This is a genomic window from Rhizobium sp. CB2179 (assembly GCF_057653455.1).
In genome coordinates this window covers 330,589-346,441 of sequence record NZ_JBYGKR010000002.1, presented here as the reverse complement: position 1 = coordinate 346,441, position 15,853 = coordinate 330,589, and the positions used below count along the sequence as shown (strand labels likewise).

14 protein-coding genes are annotated in these 15,853 nt (G+C 61.3%); all 14 read left to right on the top strand.

Annotation, left to right across the window (positions count from 1 at the left end; genetic code table 11):
• Nucleotides 1-108 precede the first annotated feature (108 nt).
• Nucleotides 109-1,365 (top strand): 3-oxo-isoapionate-4-phosphate decarboxylase OiaX, encoded by a 1,257-nt coding sequence (gene oiaX, locus AC244Q_RS25705; protein ID WP_128406632.1) that lies wholly within the window; start codon nt 109-111, stop codon nt 1,363-1,365.
• 5 nt (nt 1,366-1,370) lie between these two features.
• Nucleotides 1,371-2,708, top strand: a complete 1,338-nt coding sequence (locus AC244Q_RS25700) for a four-carbon acid sugar kinase family protein (RefSeq protein WP_041935757.1) — start codon at nt 1,371-1,373, stop codon at nt 2,706-2,708.
• 145 nt (nt 2,709-2,853) lie between these two features.
• Complete coding sequence (locus AC244Q_RS25695) at nt 2,854-3,681, top strand: phosphogluconate dehydrogenase C-terminal domain-containing protein (RefSeq protein WP_128406633.1); 828 nt, start codon at nt 2,854-2,856, stop codon at nt 3,679-3,681.
• Between the two features lie 75 nt (nt 3,682-3,756).
• On the top strand, nt 3,757-4,698 hold the full coding sequence (locus AC244Q_RS25690; protein ID WP_003550404.1) for a D-ribose ABC transporter substrate-binding protein: 942 nt from the start codon (nt 3,757-3,759) through the stop codon (nt 4,696-4,698).
• A gap of 73 nt (nt 4,699-4,771) precedes the next feature.
• Nucleotides 4,772-5,416, top strand: a complete 645-nt coding sequence (locus tag AC244Q_RS25685) for a DUF2291 family protein (protein ID WP_128406634.1) — start codon at nt 4,772-4,774, stop codon at nt 5,414-5,416.
• Nucleotides 5,413-6,963 carry a sugar ABC transporter ATP-binding protein gene (locus AC244Q_RS25680; protein WP_003562291.1) on the top strand — a complete coding sequence of 517 codons (1,551 nt, stop codon included), beginning with the start codon at nt 5,413-5,415 and terminating at the stop codon, nt 6,961-6,963. The genes AC244Q_RS25685 and AC244Q_RS25680 overlap by 4 nt, the downstream gene beginning before the upstream one ends.
• Entirely contained in the window at nt 6,960-8,024 is a 1,065-nt protein-coding gene (locus tag AC244Q_RS25675; RefSeq protein ID WP_017957302.1) for an ABC transporter permease, read from the top strand. Before AC244Q_RS25680 ends, AC244Q_RS25675 begins: the two co-directional genes overlap by 4 nt.
• A 1-nt stretch (nt 8,025) precedes the next feature.
• The gene (locus AC244Q_RS25670; protein WP_128406635.1) at nt 8,026-9,060 is read left to right on the top strand and encodes a Gfo/Idh/MocA family protein; all 1,035 of its coding nucleotides are present in this window, start codon (nt 8,026-8,028) and stop codon (nt 9,058-9,060) included.
• Entirely contained in the window at nt 9,057-10,919 is a 1,863-nt protein-coding gene (gene apnL / locus AC244Q_RS25665) for a D-apionate lactonase (RefSeq protein WP_128406636.1), read from the top strand. The genes AC244Q_RS25670 and apnL overlap by 4 nt, the downstream gene beginning before the upstream one ends.
• A 54-nt stretch (nt 10,920-10,973) precedes the next feature.
• Nucleotides 10,974-11,978 (top strand): dihydroxyacetone kinase subunit DhaK, encoded by a 1,005-nt coding sequence (locus AC244Q_RS25660; protein WP_128406637.1) that lies wholly within the window; start codon nt 10,974-10,976, stop codon nt 11,976-11,978.
• 3 nt (nt 11,979-11,981) lie between these two features.
• On the top strand, nt 11,982-12,626 hold the full coding sequence (gene dhaL / locus AC244Q_RS25655) for a dihydroxyacetone kinase subunit DhaL (RefSeq protein WP_128406638.1): 645 nt from the start codon (nt 11,982-11,984) through the stop codon (nt 12,624-12,626).
• Nucleotides 12,627-12,697: 71 nt separating this feature from the next.
• Nucleotides 12,698-13,951 (top strand): ABC transporter substrate-binding protein, encoded by a 1,254-nt coding sequence (locus AC244Q_RS25650; RefSeq protein ID WP_003562298.1) that lies wholly within the window; start codon nt 12,698-12,700, stop codon nt 13,949-13,951.
• 93 nt (nt 13,952-14,044) lie between these two features.
• Nucleotides 14,045-14,944, top strand: coding sequence for a carbohydrate ABC transporter permease (locus tag AC244Q_RS25645; protein ID WP_003562299.1), 900 nt, complete (start codon nt 14,045-14,047; stop codon nt 14,942-14,944).
• On the top strand, nt 14,941-15,825 hold the full coding sequence (locus AC244Q_RS25640; protein WP_012755221.1) for a carbohydrate ABC transporter permease: 885 nt from the start codon (nt 14,941-14,943) through the stop codon (nt 15,823-15,825). The genes AC244Q_RS25645 and AC244Q_RS25640 overlap by 4 nt, the downstream gene beginning before the upstream one ends.
• Nucleotides 15,826-15,853 lie beyond the last annotated feature (28 nt).

Here is a 15,853-nt window from a genome sequence, read left to right as displayed (position 1 = left end):
TTTGCGGATCCGAAGATTCTACTTTTCATGAGTTGGAATACTCATTATACCAGATCACAAGTTGACGCCATGGTAATCTGCGTGGCGAGAGGAGCAACCGTCCGTTTCATGATAATTACCCTGACCTACCGTATCGAAACGCCCGGCAGCGTCGAGGCGATGGCGGAAAAGATCGCGAGCGACCAGTCGACCGGCACCTTCGTTCCCGTCCCCGGCGAGACCGAAGAGCTGAAATCGCGTGTCGCCGCCCGTGTGCTCGCGATCCGTCCGCTCGAAGGCGCCAGTCATCCGACTTGGCCCGAGGTCGGCCCCGGCACGCCGCTTCATCGCGCCGATGTCGACATCGCCTTTCCGCTGGACGCGATCGGGACAGACCTTGCGGCATTGATGACCATTGCAATCGGCGGCGTCTACTCCATCAAGGGCATGACCGGCATCCGCATCGTCGATATGAAGCTCCCCGACGCCTTCAAAAGCGCGCATCCGGGACCGCAGTTCGGCATCCCCGGAAGCCGCCGCCTCACCGGCGTCGAAGGCCGGCCCATCATCGGAACGATCGTCAAGCCGGCGCTTGGTCTCAGACCGCACGAAACGGCGGAACTCGTCGGCGAGCTGATCTCATCCGGCGTAGACTTCATCAAGGATGACGAAAAACTGATGAGCCCGGCCTATTCCCCGCTCAAGGACCGCGTTGCGGCGATCATGCCGCGCATTCTCGATCACGAGCAGAAGACCGGCAAGAAGGTCATGTATGCCTTCGGCATCTCGCATGCCGACCCCGACGAGATGATGCGCAACCACGACATCGTCGCCAAGGCCGCCGGCAACTGCGCCGTCGTCAACATCAACTCGATCGGCTTCGGCGGCATGAGCTTTCTGCGCAAGCGCTCCAATCTGGTGCTGCACGCGCATCGAAACGGTTGGGACGTGCTGACGCGCGACCCGGGCGCCGGCATGGACTTCAAGGTCTATCAGCAATTCTGGCGGCTGCTCGGGGTCGACCAGTTTCAGATCAACGGTATCAGCGTCAAATATTGGGAACCGGACGACAGTTTCGTCTCGTCCTTCAAGGCCGTCAGCACGCCGCTGTTTAATGCCTCCGATTGCCCGCTTCCGGTTGCCGGCTCGGGTCAGTGGGGAGGACAAGCGCCTGAGACCTACAAGCGGACCGGCCGGACAGTTGATCTTCTCTATCTCTGCGGCGGCGGCATCGTCAGCCACCCCGGCGGCCCGGCGGCCGGCGTTCGGGCCGTGCAGCAGGCTTGGCAGGCCGCGGTCGCGGACATCCCGTTGGAGACCTACGCGAAAGATCATCCGGAGCTCGCCGCTTCGATTGCCAAATTCAGCGACGGCAAGGGCGCATGACCGCGATGGATGGACCTCTCGTCAGTTATTACGGGGATGACTTTACCGGCTCCACCGATGTCATGGAGGCATTGGCATCGAACGGCGTGTCGACCGTGCTCTTCCTCGACATTCCCACGCCGGAACTGCTTGCGCGCTTCAGGGATTGCCGCGCAATCGGCGTTGCCGGGACAAGCCGAAGCGAGACCCCCGCATGGATGCAAGAGCACCTTGCGCGCGCTTTCGAGTGGCTGAATTCGCTCGGCGCTGACATCTGCCACTACAAGGTCTGCTCGACCTTCGATTCCAGCCCCGAAATCGGCAATATCGGCAAGGCGATCGAAATCGGCCGATCGGTATTCGGGCAATCCGTGGTGCCGGTCATCGTCGGCGCGCCGCAACTGAAGCGCTACACGGCATTCGGCAATCTCTTTGCAGCTTACCAGGGCCGGATCTTTCGCATCGACCGCCATCCCGTCATGAGCCGCCATCCGGTGACCCCGATGGACGAGGCGGACCTTGCGGTGCACCTGTCGAAGCAGACCCGCCTTCCCGTCCTGCTCGCCGATCTCGTCGCCATCACCGCGCCGGACGCCGATGCGCGGATCGACGAACTGGCGTCGGCTTCAGAAGGGATCCTGCTCATCGATGTCGACTCCGAGGCGACGCAGGAGGCCGCGGGTCGACAGTTGCTTCGTGCCACCGGCCGTTCGGGAAGCTTTGTCGCCGGCTCCTCGGGGGTCGAATATGCCCTGCTCAGCGCGTGGCGGCGGAGCGGCTTCATCGGCAACAGCGGCGCCGAGTTTCCCGATATCGGCCCGGTTGATCGCCTCGCCGTCGTCTCGGGCAGCGTATCGCCAACGACCGAGCGCCAGATCCGGACGGCTGTCGACAACGGCTTCGAGAGTATCGCGCTCGATCCGCTTGCACTGGTCTCGGAGCATGGCGAAGGCGCGGTGGATGCAGCGGTCGAGGCCGGCATCCAGATGCTCCGGCAAGGCAAGAGCGTCATCCTTTATACCGCGCTTGGCCCGTGCGCAGACCGCGGCGCCGACATCGACAGGGTTCCGGGCGCGCGTCATCGGCTCGGCAGCGCGCTCGGCACGATCTTGCGCCGCCTGATCGAGAGCGAAGGACTTTCACGTGCGGTCGTCGCCGGCGGCGACACGTCCAGTCACGCCCTCAGGCAGTTGAAGATCGACGCCCTGACGACGCTTCTTCCGCTGCCCCAGACGCCGGGTTCTCCGCTTTGCCTTGCGCATGGCGACCATCAGCCGACCAACGGCCTGCAGATCGCGCTTAAAGGCGGCCAGGTCGGGACGGACGAGTATTTCGTCCAGATCCGCGACGGAAGGAAGCACTGATGGTTTCCCGAGGTTTCATCGATCAAACGCGCGATCGACCGGCTTCACGCAAAAAACGTGGATCCTAGCACATTAGTAGTGATATGGTGATTGACTCATCATACCAGTATGTGATCCTATTGAGAACGGAAAAGGTGAGGAAAACATGACTAAGATTGCCCTCTTCGGCGCAGGCGGGAAAATGGGATACCGGCTTGCCAAAAATCTCAAAGGCTCGCGTTTCGAGGTCCGCCATATCGAGGTGAGCGACGCAGGCAAGACCCGTTTGAAGAACGATCTCGGTGTCGATTGCGTGCCCGTCGATGTCGGGCTCGACGGCGCTGAGGTGGTGATCCTTGCCGTGCCGGACACGGCAATCGGCAAAGTCGCGGCAGGCATCGTCGACAAGCTCACTTCAGGTACCATGGTGATCGCGCTGGACGCTGCGGCTCCCTTTGCCGGCCACCTGCCGAAGCGCGACGATCTTACCTATTTCGTCACCCATCCCTGCCATCCGCCGATCTTCAATGACGAGACGGACATGCAGGCGAAGAAGGACCACTTCGGCGGCCTCTTCGCCAAGCAGCATATCGTCTCGGCGCTGATGCAGGGTCCGGAAAGCGCCTACGCGCTCGGCGAGGAAATCGCCAAGCTGATCTGGGCCCCGGTCATGCGCTCGCACCGAGTCACGGTCGATCAGCTTGCCATGCTCGAACCGGGCTTGTCGGAAACCGTCTGCGCATCGCTGCTCGTCGTCATGCGGCAGGCCATGGACGAATGCGTGGCACGCGGCGTGCCGGAACAGGCCGCCCGCGACTTCCTGCTCGGCCATATGAACGTGCTCGGCGCGGTCATCTTCAAGGAAGTCGACGGCGTGTTCTCGGATGCCTGCAACAAGGCGATCGAGTTCGGCATCCCGGCGCTGATGCGCGACGACTGGAAAAAGGTATTCGAACCACAGGAGATCGCCGAAAGCATCCGGCGCATCACGTGAACCGGCTTGGGGAGGCAAGCCCTCCCCTCAACCGCCCCAGGGAGAAGGGGCTTCATTCACAACAGGGAGGAAAATATGAAACTGACGCGCAGACTGACACTTGCAGCTTTTGCCGGCGCACTGGCGCTTGGAACGGCTCTTCCGGCCTTTTCGGCCGATCTCATCGCCATCATCACGCCGGCGCATGACAATCCCTTCTTCAAGGCCGAAGCCGTCGGCGCCGAAGCCAAGGCGAAGGAGCTCGGCTACGAGACGCTGCTCATGACGCATGACGACGACGCCAACAAGCAGTCCGAAATGATCGACACGGCGATCGGCCGCGGCGCCAAGGCGATCATCCTCGACAATGCCGGAGCCGACGCCTCCGTCGCAGCCGTCAAGAAGGCGAAGGATGCAGGCATCCCCTCCTTCCTGATCGACCGCGAAATCAACGCGACCGGCGTTGCCGTCGCCCAGATCGTCTCGAACAACTATCAGGGCGCCCAGCTCGGGGCGCAGGAATTCGTCAAGCTGATGGGCGAGAAAGGCAATTACGTCGAGCTGGTGGGCAAGGAGTCCGACACCAATGCCGGCATCCGCTCGCAAGGCTATCACGACGTCATCGACGACTATCCGGACCTGAAGTCCGTCGCCAAGCAGTCGGCCAACTGGAGCCAGACGGAAGCCTATTCAAAGATGGAAACCATCCTCCAGGCAAATCCCGACATCAAGGGCGTCATTTCAGGCAATGACACCATGGCCATGGGCGCCATCGCCGCGCTGCAGGCGGCCGGCCGCAAGGACGTGATCGTCGTCGGCTTCGACGGTTCCAACGACGTGCGCGACTCCATCAAGTCGGGCGGCATCAAGGCAACGGTCCTGCAGCCCGCCTATGCGCAGGCTCAGCTGGCGGTGGAACAGGCAGATGCATACATAAAGAACAAGACGACGCCAAAGGAAGAGAAGCAGTTGATGGATTGCGTTCTCATCAACGCCGACAATGCCGGCAAGCTCGAAACCTTCGCCCTGACGAACTGATCAGCCGCGAATTGCGGAGGGCGCAGCGCTGCGCCCTCCGCAATGCATTTTGCAAGACGTCGAGGTTTAAAGCATGTTGAGAATGAAGGGCGCCCTGCTCGCTGCCGTCGTGGCGGCCGCCTTGCCCGGTTGCAAGATCATCAAGACGCCGACGGCTGAGGAAAAGGCTGCGGCAGCGGCCAAGACCGCCTTCGATCCGAATGCAAAGGTCGAGGCGATCTGGCAGTCCGAGGCAGTGCCCTATTTCGAAAAGCGCGCCGGCGACCTCAAGGACGTCATGCAACTGGCCACCTCCAGCCCCGACGCCGCCGGCGAGAAATACGGCAATCCCCGCAAGCAGAGCAGCTCGCCATGGACCTATGCGGTGAAGATCACCGGCAAGGTTGTCGCGGCCGATACGGCCTCGCGCGCGGCAACACTCGATGTCGACGCAGATGGCGACGGCAAGGCCGACGCCAAGGTGCAAATCGGGCCAGCGCTGCGCGGCACGGCGCTGCGCGACACGCTGGAGTTCGTCAATTTCAACGAATTCAAGAACCAGATCGAGTGGGCGCAGTTCGGCAAAGCCTTCAACGAGAAGGCCGATACGGCCTTTCTGTCAGCCATCCCGCGCGAAGGCCTCGCCGGCAAGACGGTGACCGCGATCGGCGCGTTTCCGCTGCCGAAGAGCGGCGAGCTGCCGCTCATAACACCTTCGGAACTGAAGGTCGGCCCATGACCACAGGAGAGGCAGAAAAGGACGACATCATCCTGCGCCTCGACGACGTGTCGAAGGTCTATTCTGGCATCGTCGCCGTCAAGCGCGCCAATCTCGAGCTGCGCCGCGGTGCAGTGAACGTCCTCGTCGGCGAAAACGGTGCGGGCAAGTCGACGTTGATGAAGATCATCGCCGGTGTCGAGCGTCCGACGCTCGGCCGCATCATCCTCGATGGCAAGCCCGTATCCTTCGACAGCCCGGCGCACGCGCAGGCGAATGGCATCGGCATGATCTTCCAGGAACTCAATCTCTTCGCCAACATGTCTGTCGCCGAGAATATCTTCACCACGCGTGAGATCACCCGTGGCATCCTCGGCATCGATCACAAGGCGCAGGTGCAAAAGGCCAATGCATTTTTGAAGCGTCTGGATGCCGGGATCGAGGCGGATGCGATGGTCGAGGATTTGCCGATCGGCCAGCAGCAGCTCGTCGAAATCGCCAAGGCGATGTCGTTGAATGCCCGTATCCTGATAATGGACGAGCCGACGTCGGCGCTTTCGGCGGCCGAAGTCGAGATCCTGTTCAAGGTGATCGCGGAACTGAAGGCCCAGGGTGTGGCGATCGTCTATATCTCGCACCGGCTCGAGGAGTTGATGCGGATCGGCGACTACATCACGGTGCTGCGTGACGGCCAGGTCACCGGCGAAGCGATGGTCCGCGATATCGACACGCGCTGGATCGTGCGTTCCATGATCGGCTCGGATGCCAAGGATTTTGCAAAGTCCGTGGACCACGCCGTCGGAGCCGAGGTCTTTCGCGCCGAAAACATCAGCCTGCCGCGGCCGACGGGTGGGCTTTCGGTCAACGATGTCTCCCTGTCGGTCAGGGCGGGCGAAATCCTCGGCATCTACGGCCTGATGGGTGCCGGGCGCAGCGAATTCTTCGAATGCGTGATCGGCCGTCACACACACTCGACCGGCAAGATCTTCATCGACGGCAAGCAGGTTCGTGCCCGCGACACTACGCGGCGCATCCGCCGCGGCCTTGCGCTCATTCCGGAAGACCGGCAGCGCGAAGGTCTGGTCCAGGTGCTTTCCATCGCCTCCAATCTGACACTGGCGAGCCTCGGCCGCTTCACCCGGCTCTTTCACATCGACAGGGGGGCGGAGAAAAATGCCGTTCGCGATGCAATCCGCGATCTCTCGATCAAGGCGCCGAATCCGGATTTCGAGGTGACCTCGATGTCCGGCGGCAATCAGCAGAAGGTCGTCATCGGTAAGGCATTGATGACCAATCCGAAAGTGCTTCTAATGGACGAGCCGAGCCGCGGCATCGATGTCGGCGCCAAGGCCGACGTCTTTCGCACCATGCGGCGGCTGGCGGCCAATGGGCTTGCCATTCTGTTTTCGACTTCCGACCTCGAGGAGGTCATGGCGCTTTCCGATCGCATCGCGGTCTTGAGCAACGGCCAGCTGGTCGCCGTCTTCGACCGCAACGAGGCGACGGAAGAAGCCATTATCGCGGCTTCGGCCAAGGGACACGGACATCAAGGGAAACTCGCGTCATGATGGCGGCAACATCAACCACTCTTGCGCCGAAGGGCGCCAACGGCTCGGCGCTTCTGACGCTGATGAAGCTCAGGACGTTCATCGCTCTGTTCGCCGTCATCATCTTCTTTGCGATCTTCGCGCCGAACTTCACCTCGACGGCGAACATGATCCTGATGTCGAAGCACGTGGCGCTGAACGCCTTCCTGGCCATGGGCATGACCTTCGTCATCATCACCGGCGGCATCGATCTCTCAGTCGGATCGATCGTCGGGCTTTGCGGCATGGTCGCCGGCGGCCTGATCCTTTACGGCATCGAATTGCCGATCGGCTACACCATCTTTTTCAACCTCTTCGAGATCGTGCTGATCACCTTGTCGATCGGCCTGCTCATCGGTCTGATCAACGGCCTGCTGATCACCAAGCTCAACGTTGCGCCCTTCATCGCCACGCTCGGCACACTCTATATCGCCCGCGGCCTCGCTTTGCTGTCGTCGGACGGCCAGACCTTTCCGAACCTTGTCGGCCGACCTGAATATGCGACGACCGGCTTCGATTTCTTCGGCGCGGGACGCATTCTCGGCCTGCCGGTATCGATCTGGATTCTGATCGTGCTTGCGCTGCTGGCCGCCTATGTCGCACGCTCGACGCCGATTGGCCGTCACATCTTCGCCGTCGGCGGCAATGAACGGGCCGCGCGCATGTCCGGTATCCGGGTCGATGTCGTGAAGATCTTCGTCTACATGTTCTCCGGACTGTGCGCCGCAATCGTCGGCGTCGTCATCTCGTCGGAACTGATGGCAGCCCATCCGGCAACCGGCGAAAGCTTCGAACTCAATGCGATTGCGGCAGCCGTGCTCGGCGGCACCTCGATGTCGGGCGGTCGCGGCACGATCGGCGGCACGATCATCGGCGCCTTCGTCATCGGCATCCTCTCCGACGGATTGGTGATGATGGGCGTCTCCTCCTTCTGGCAGATGGTCATCAAGGGCCTGGTCATCATCATCGCCGTCGTGGTCGATCAGGCGCAGCGCCGCCTGCAGCAGCGCGTCACCCTCATGCAGATGGCAAAGGCAGGTTGAGATGACGGAATTGAAAGGGGCTTTGATCGGTTGCGGTTTCTTTGCGGTCAACCAGCTGCATGCCTGGAACGACGTTCGAGGTGCCGGCATCGTCGCGATCTGCGACCGCGACCCGGAACGGCTGAAGATCGTCGGCGATCAGTTCGGCATCGCTCGCCGCTATGGCGATTCCGAGGCATTGTTCGCCGATGGCGGTTTTGATTTCGTCGACATTGCCACGACCGTCCAAAGCCATCGTTTTCTCGTCGAAATGGCGGCTCGGAACAAGGTGCCGTCCATCTGCCAGAAGCCGTTCGCCAAGACCTTGTCGGACGCGAAGGCGATGGTCGAGGCGTGTCGCAATGCCGGCATACCGCTGATGGTGCACGAGAACTTTCGCTGGCAGACGCCGATCCAGGCGGTGCGCAAGGCGCTGGAGACCGATGCCATCGGCACGCCCTTCTGGGGCCGCTTCTCCTTCCGTTCGGCCTACGACGTCTTTTCCGGCCAACCCTATTTGGCCGAGGGCGAACGGTTCATCATTGAAGACCTCGGCATCCATACGCTCGATATCGCCCGCTATATCCTTGGCGACGTTCGCTCGCTCACGGCCCGCACCAAGCGGGTCAATCCCAGAATCAAGGGCGAGGATGTCGCGACCATTCTGCTCGATCACGAAAACGGCGCCACGTCGGTCGTCGACGTCAGCTACGCCACCAGGCTTTCCAGGGAGCCGTTCCCCGAGACCTTGATCGAGCTCGACGGTTCTGAAGGCACGATCCGCCTGACCCAGGGTTACGGCCTCGAAATCACCAACGCCAGGGGCACCACCACCACTGACGTATCGCCGAAGTTGTTGTCATGGGCCTCGCGGCCCTGGCACAACATCCAGGAGAGCGTCCACGCGATCCAGCAGCATTGGGTCGATCAGCTGGAGCGCGGCGCGGAACATTCGACGTCAGGGGCCGACAATCTGAAAACTTTTGCGCTCGTCGAGGCCGCCTATGACAGTGCGGCCAGGGGACAGACGATCGATGTCGGAGCGATGCTGCGATGAAAGTCGATGCGTTCCAGCTCTACGGCACCCGCCTCGTTGAAACGCCGCCGGTTCGGCTGAGAGCCGGAAAACTGGAAGCCGATCTCGCCAATGGCAACCTCCGCACCATCCGCTACGATGGGACCGAGGTGCTGCGAGCGATCTCCTACCTCGTTCGCGACCCGGACTGGGGCACCTACAGCCCTGTAATTGTTGATCTCCGCATCGAGCAGAGTGACAATCGTTTCGCGGTCGCCTATCGAGCCCGCTGCGAGGGACCTGATGACACGAGGCTTGTCATTGACGTTCGCATCACCGGAAGCGCGGACCGGCTCGACTTCGAGGCCGAAGCCATCACAGAGACCGGCTTCGAGACCAATCGCTGCGGCTTCTGCATCCTGCATCCGATCGTCGGCGTAGCGGGTTCACCGGCGACGGTCGAACATGTCGACGGCCGGATAGTGGCAACCCGGTTTCCCGATGTCATCGAGCCCTGGCAGCCTTTCAAGGACATGCGCGCCATCACTCATGCGATCATGCCTGACGTTCAGGCGGAATGCCGGATGGAGGGCGACACCTTTGAAATGGAAGACCAAAGGAACTGGTCGGACGCATCCTATAAGACATATGTCAGGCCGCTCGCCCTGCCCTGGCCATACCAGATTGCCGCCAATCAGCCCGTTCGGCAAAAGACGTCGCTTGTTATCAGGGATATCGGCGGTTCGACACGGCATCCTCCAGCTGCGGCGTCAGGCGGCGCCATAAAACTCGAACTCGGGGCGCGAACCAGCACCATGCCTGATATCGGCGTGATTGTTACGCCCGAGGAAGCCGATGCGACCCTCTCGGCAAAGTCCGTGCTGTCGGAAATCGCTCCCCAGGAACTGCTCTTCCATTTCGACCCCAGTGCCGGACACGGCGTCGACGCGCTCACGCAGTTCGCCATGCTCGCCGCGGCCCATCGCGGCCGCTCGACGCTGGAGATCGCCCTTCCCTGCACATCGTCGCCGTCAAGCGAGGTGGCCGAAATCGCCCACCAGATGCGGCTGGCGGAATTCAGGCCGGATGCGATCATGATCTCGCCTTCGGTTGACCGGCAGTCGACGCCGCCCGGCAGCACATGGCCGGAATGCCCGCCTTTGGATGAAGTCTATACCGCCGCTCGCGCCGCCTTTCCCGGCATTCGCATCGGCGGGGGTATGCTGAGCTATTTCACCGAGCTCAACCGGAAGCGCGTCCCGGATGGACAGCTCGACTTCGTCAGCCACTGCACCAATCCAATCGTGCATGCCGCCGACGATCTTAGCGTCATGCAGACATTGGAAGCGCTGCCCTTCATCACACGGTCGGTGCGTGCGATCTACGGTGACAGACCCTACCGGATCGGCCCGTCGACGATCCCGATGCGACAGAATCCCTATGGCAGCCGCACGATGGATAATCCGTCGGGCGCACGCGTTCCCATGGCCAACCGCGACCCGCGTCACAATGGACGCTTCGCGGAGGCCTTCGCGCTCGGCTACGCGATACGGGTGCTGGATGCCGATCTGGAATGCCTGACGCTCTCGGCCTTGTCAGGCCCGTTCGGGTTGATCGCCGGTCCAGCCGAACCGACCGAGCAAGGCGGGCGGCGCCCGCTGTTCAACACAGTGCGGACATTGTCTCGATTGGCTGGCGCATCCTGGCAGGCATGCGTCTCCTCCTCGCCCTCCGAGGTGCTGTCTTTCGTTGCACGCGATGCTGCAGGCGCCAGGCTTCACGTCGTCAATCTGACGGGCGAAGAACGAAAGGTCGATTGCGGCGCATGCCGGCCGGCAGATTCGGGCAAAGAGTTGCTGCTCGCGCCGTTTGCGACCGTCGTCCTGCAACTGGCGGATTGACCTCCGGCGCTGCAGCCGCATTTATGCAGGCGGAGCTCGCACTGGGAGGACAGCGTGAAGACGAAGAAGCTTATCAATGCCGGCGCAGATGCCGTCGATGAAATGCTGCAAGGGGTGTTGGCGGCGCATCCGCGCCACCTCTACGCAGTGGGGGACATGCCCCGGGCGATCATTGCCAGAAACGGGCCACGCAAGGGCAAGGTCGGCTTGGTCATCGGCGGCGGATCCGGGCACGAACCGACATTTCTGGGGTTTGTCGGCAAGGGGCTGGCGGACGCGGCCGCGATCGGCAACGTCTTCGCCTCGCCACCGCCCGATCCGATCATCGCCTGCGCCAAGGCGGTCGATGGCGGCACCGGCGTCCTATTCATGTATGGCAATTATGCCGGCGACGTGATGAACTTCGACATGGCTGCCGAGATGCTGGCACTTGACGAGATCGAGGTCCGCACCGTGCTTACCACGGATGACGTGGCGTCCGCGCCTGCCGATCAGCGGGACAGGCGACGGGGCGTGGCGGGCAACGTCTTCATCTTCAAGTCCGCCGGCGCAGCCTGCGATCTTCTCTACTCGTTTGACGATGTCGAGCGTGTCGCCCGCCATGCCAATGCGCGAACCTACACGATGGGCGTCGCGCTTTCCCCCTGTTCGCTGCCCCAGACCCTCCGGCCAAACTTCCTGATCGGCGAAGGGGAGATGGAGATCGGAATGGGCATTCATGGAGAGCCTGGCGTGGCGCGTGAGCCGCTGAGGCCGGCCGACGCGGTGACCGACGAACTCATGGACAGCATTCTTCGCGAAATGAAAGCAGACCGGGGCGATCGTGTCGCCGTGCTCGTCAATTCGCTGGGTTCGACCCCGATGATGGAACTCTACATCATGATGCGGCGCGTGAAGTCCCGGCTCGACGATGCCGGGCTCGTTATCCATACATCGCTCGTCGGAAACTACTGCACCTCTCTCGAAATGGCCGGCGCGTCGATTACGGTCATGCATCTCGACGACGAGCTTCAGCGATTGATCGACCACCCCTGTGATTGCGCGATGTTTGTGAGGTAATCGATGACGTTTACGACCGAAGACCTTCAGCGCATGTTTGCCGGGATTGCCGAGGATATTGCGGCGGAGAGCGACCATCTCTGCGCGTTGGACGGCGCCATCGGCGATGGAGATCACGGCCTTGCCATGGATGCAGGCTGCCAGGCCGCAGCGAAAGCGGTCGGCGAACTCGACGCCGGGATTGCCCCGACAACCGCATTCAACGTCGGGGCTAAGGCATTCCTGAATGCGGTCGGCGCTTCGTCCGGCCCGCTATATGCCACGGCCTTCATGCGCGCCGGAGCAGCCGCCAAAGACAAGCAGACATTGAGCGATGACGATTTCCTGCGTGTCTTTGCGGCAATGGCGCAGGGAATCCAGGAACGCGGAAAGGCCGAACCCGGTGAAAAGACGATGGTTGACGCCTGGAAACCCGCGGCCGACGCAGCACTCGATGCCTGGCAGTCGGGAAAGCCCCTCCCCCAATGCTTCGAGGCGGCCGAGCGGGCAGCGCGGTCAGGCTGTGAAACGACCAGCAAGATGACGGCGACCAAGGGACGGGCTTCGCGATTGGGGGACCGCGTGATCGGGCACATCGATCCCGGCGCCGCGTCCGCCGTCATCATCATCGCCGCGATGGCCAAATTTGCTCAGCATCACGATGGTTAGCTCATCATACCAGTTGACATGTCAATGACTATCTGCAACAAGGGGCCCGGCTTTACAAGAGGAGGACGGTAATGCTGACCCTTTCTGCGAAATTGAAGACTGCGAGCATCGTTGCGATCGCCGTGGCGTCACTATCGGCCACGCCGGTTCTTGCGGAAGACATCACGCTTTGGACCCTCAACTTCGACAACAATGCCGCCAACACGGCTCTGAAAAAGGTGGCGACGGACTTCGAAGCGGCAAACCCCGGAACGCATGTCGAGATCGTTCAGCGCGCCGTCGACGAGCATAAGACCGCCTTGCGCGTCGCTGCTGGCTCCGACAAGGGACCTGACATTTATTTCAGCTGGGCGGGCCTCGGCCTCGGCGGCGAGTATGTGAAGGCCGGTCTGTCCCTGCCCCTCGACAAATACTATGCCGAGTATAAGTGGAGCGACGAATTGTTGCCCTCGGCAGCAGCTTTCGCGGACCTCTATCCCGGCGGCAAGCATGGCGTCCCCTTCACCTTCAAGGGTGAGGCCGTCTATTACAACAAGAAGCTTTTCGAACAGGCCGGCATCAAGGAAGAGCCCAAGACCTACGAGGAATTCCTTGCCGCGGCCGATAAGCTGAAGGCCGCAGGCATCCCCGCCTTCACCTTCGGCGGCACGGTCAACTGGCACGTCATGCGTCTCATGGACGTCATCCTTGAAACGAAGTGCGGTGCTGAAAAGCACGATGCGCTGAAGGCGATGACGCTGGACTGGACCAAGGAACCCTGCGCGACGGATTCATTCGCGGAGTTTGCGAAGTGGACGAAGGACTATACGCTGCAGCCGTTCATGGGCATCGACAACAAACAGTCCTACAGCCTCTTCACCGCGGGTCGTGCAGCGATGATGCTCGAAGGCGACTGGCTGGTCAGCCAGCTTAACGGCTCCGGCGCCAATCTCGACGACTACGGGATTTTCCCCTTCCCGACCAACACCGATCGTCTCTACGGTTTCGCCGAGTACAACTACATCAGCACCAAGAGCAAGAGCCCTGATGTAGCGGCGAAGTTCCTCGACTACTTCCTCTCGACGAAGGTCCAGCAGGACCTGCTCGGCCAGCTGAGTTCAACCTCCGTCAACAAGAACGTCCAATATGCCAACCAGAAGCCGCTCGAGGCGGAATGGCTGGGGATCTTCCAGAAATACGGCAAGGTCTACATGAACGGCGACCAGGCGTTCCCGCTCGACGTCACGACGGAGTACTTCCGGGTCATCAACGATGTTGCTTCCGGCAACACCGAGCCGGCCGATGCGGCCAAGCAGTTGCAGAGCTTTATCGCAAGCCGAACCTGATTCCTCCCGAGGTGCCAGTCGATCGACCCAGCTGTCGATCGACCGGCACATTCTTTCATCAGCTGGCAGCCACTTCACTGCCAGGAGGAAAGCATGTCACTTCGACAATCGACACATGATCCGCGCGTCCAAGCGCTCATCCTACTCGTGCCAGCCCTGGCGATCTATGCCGTCTTTGCCCTCTATCCGATGCTCAATGTCGTCATCCTGAGCTTCCAGAAATGGAACGGGCTGGACCCGCAGCGGCAATTTGTAGGGCTTGCAAACTACTCGGCGATTTTCACGAAGGATCCGGTCTTCTGGGTTGCGTTCCGCAATACCGTGATCTGGACCTTGATGAGCCTGATCTTCCCGCCGATGATCGGACTGCTGCTGGCGCTGAGCCTCAATCAGAAGATATTCGGCCGAAATGGCCTCAGGGCCATCTTCTATCTGCCTGTTATCATCGCGCCGATTGCCGTCGCCACCATGTGGAAGTGGATGTACGATCCGTTCTTCGGCCTTTTCAGCCAGTTGCTCACCTCGTGGGGCATGCAGGGCTGGATCAATGACTGGCTGGGCAACAGGGATATCGCCCTTTATTCGGTCTTCGTCGCCTATCTCTGGCAGACGGTCGGCTTCTCGATGGTCCTGTTTCTGGCGGGCCTGCAGAATGTCTCTCAGACGCTTGTCGAGGCAGCGCGCATCGATGGCGCCGGCCGCTGGAAGGTGTTCAAGCATGTGACATTGCCGGCCTTGCGCCCGACGATCACGATCGTTCTCGTTCTTTCCGTCATCTCCTCCCTGAAGGCTTTCGACATCGTCTACGGCCTGACGGGTGGCGGACCGGCGCAGTCTACCCAGATGCTGGCGCTCTGGGCGTTCACGCAGGCGATGCAGATCTTCGATTTCGGACGAGGTGCGGCGATTTCGGTCGTGCTGCTGCTGATCACCATGGCCGTCGTCATTCCCTATCTGAAATGGACCCAGAAGCACGAGGAGGTTGAGTCGTGACAGCAGTACCGACCGACCAGACCGCAGTGCATTTGCAGGTCGAACCATCATCGATGAAGCGGGATCCCATTCTGATCGGTCTCTGGATCACGCTTGTTATCGTGGCGCTCGTCTGGGTCGCGCCATTCGTCTTCATCGTCTTCACCTCCTTGAAGACGCCGGCGGCGGTGACCGGCACGGGCGCCTTCGTGCCGCCAACCGAGCTGGCTTTCGAAAACTACAGCGCTGCATGGAGCCGCGGCAACTTCGCAAACTCCTTCTTCAACAGCGTCATCATAACGGTCATCAAGGTGCCGCTCGGGCTGTTCCTTTCGGCGATGGCAGCCTATGCCCTTGCCAAGATCAAGCTGAAGATCACCAAGGCCCTGCTGCTGCTTGTCGTGTTCGGCACGATGATCCCCTTCCAGGTGATGCTTGCGCCGCTCTTTACCCTGGTGAATTCACTCGGCCTGATCGACACCTACCCCGGCGTCATCCTTCCCTACATCGCCTTCGGCGTTCCCTATCAGGTTTTCATCCTGCACGGTTTCTTCAAGAGCATTCCCAAGGAGCTGTCGGAAGCAGCACTGATCGACGGTGCAAGCCACTTCATCATCTTCAGACGGATCTTTCTGCCGGTGTGCCTGCCCGTGCTCGCCGCACTGCTCATCCTCGACTTCGTCTCCACCTGGAACGAATTCGCCATGGCGCTGGTGCTGCTCCAGGACCAGCACATGTGGACCTTACCGCTCGGCCTGATGTCGTTTCAGGGGCAGTTCTCGAGCAATTACGGCCAGCTCAATGCCGCCATTGTGATGACCGTCCTGCCGGCGACGATCGTCTATCTCATCTTCCAGCGTTACTTCGTCTCTGGCCTGACCTCCGGCGCCGTCAAAGGCTAGGGCCACGAAAAGCATTCCACGAGGAGAA

Coding starts and splice junctions, on each gene's coding strand:
- AC244Q_RS25645 (WP_003562299.1), top strand. CDS start 14,045: ATGTCACTTCGACAATCGACACATGATCCGCGCGTCCAAGCGCTCATC.
- AC244Q_RS25675 (WP_017957302.1), top strand. CDS start 6,960: ATGATGGCGGCAACATCAACCACTCTTGCGCCGAAGGGCGCCAACGGC.
- AC244Q_RS25690 (WP_003550404.1), top strand. CDS start 3,757: ATGAAACTGACGCGCAGACTGACACTTGCAGCTTTTGCCGGCGCACTG.
- oiaX (WP_128406632.1), top strand. CDS start 109: ATGATAATTACCCTGACCTACCGTATCGAAACGCCCGGCAGCGTCGAG.
- AC244Q_RS25700 (WP_041935757.1), top strand. CDS start 1,371: ATGGATGGACCTCTCGTCAGTTATTACGGGGATGACTTTACCGGCTCC.
- AC244Q_RS25650 (WP_003562298.1), top strand. CDS start 12,698: ATGCTGACCCTTTCTGCGAAATTGAAGACTGCGAGCATCGTTGCGATC.
- AC244Q_RS25680 (WP_003562291.1), top strand. CDS start 5,413: ATGACCACAGGAGAGGCAGAAAAGGACGACATCATCCTGCGCCTCGAC.
- AC244Q_RS25695 (WP_128406633.1), top strand. CDS start 2,854: ATGACTAAGATTGCCCTCTTCGGCGCAGGCGGGAAAATGGGATACCGG.
- dhaL (WP_128406638.1), top strand. CDS start 11,982: ATGACGTTTACGACCGAAGACCTTCAGCGCATGTTTGCCGGGATTGCC.
- AC244Q_RS25685 (WP_128406634.1), top strand. CDS start 4,772: ATGTTGAGAATGAAGGGCGCCCTGCTCGCTGCCGTCGTGGCGGCCGCC.
- apnL (WP_128406636.1), top strand. CDS start 9,057: ATGAAAGTCGATGCGTTCCAGCTCTACGGCACCCGCCTCGTTGAAACG.
- AC244Q_RS25670 (WP_128406635.1), top strand. CDS start 8,026: ATGACGGAATTGAAAGGGGCTTTGATCGGTTGCGGTTTCTTTGCGGTC.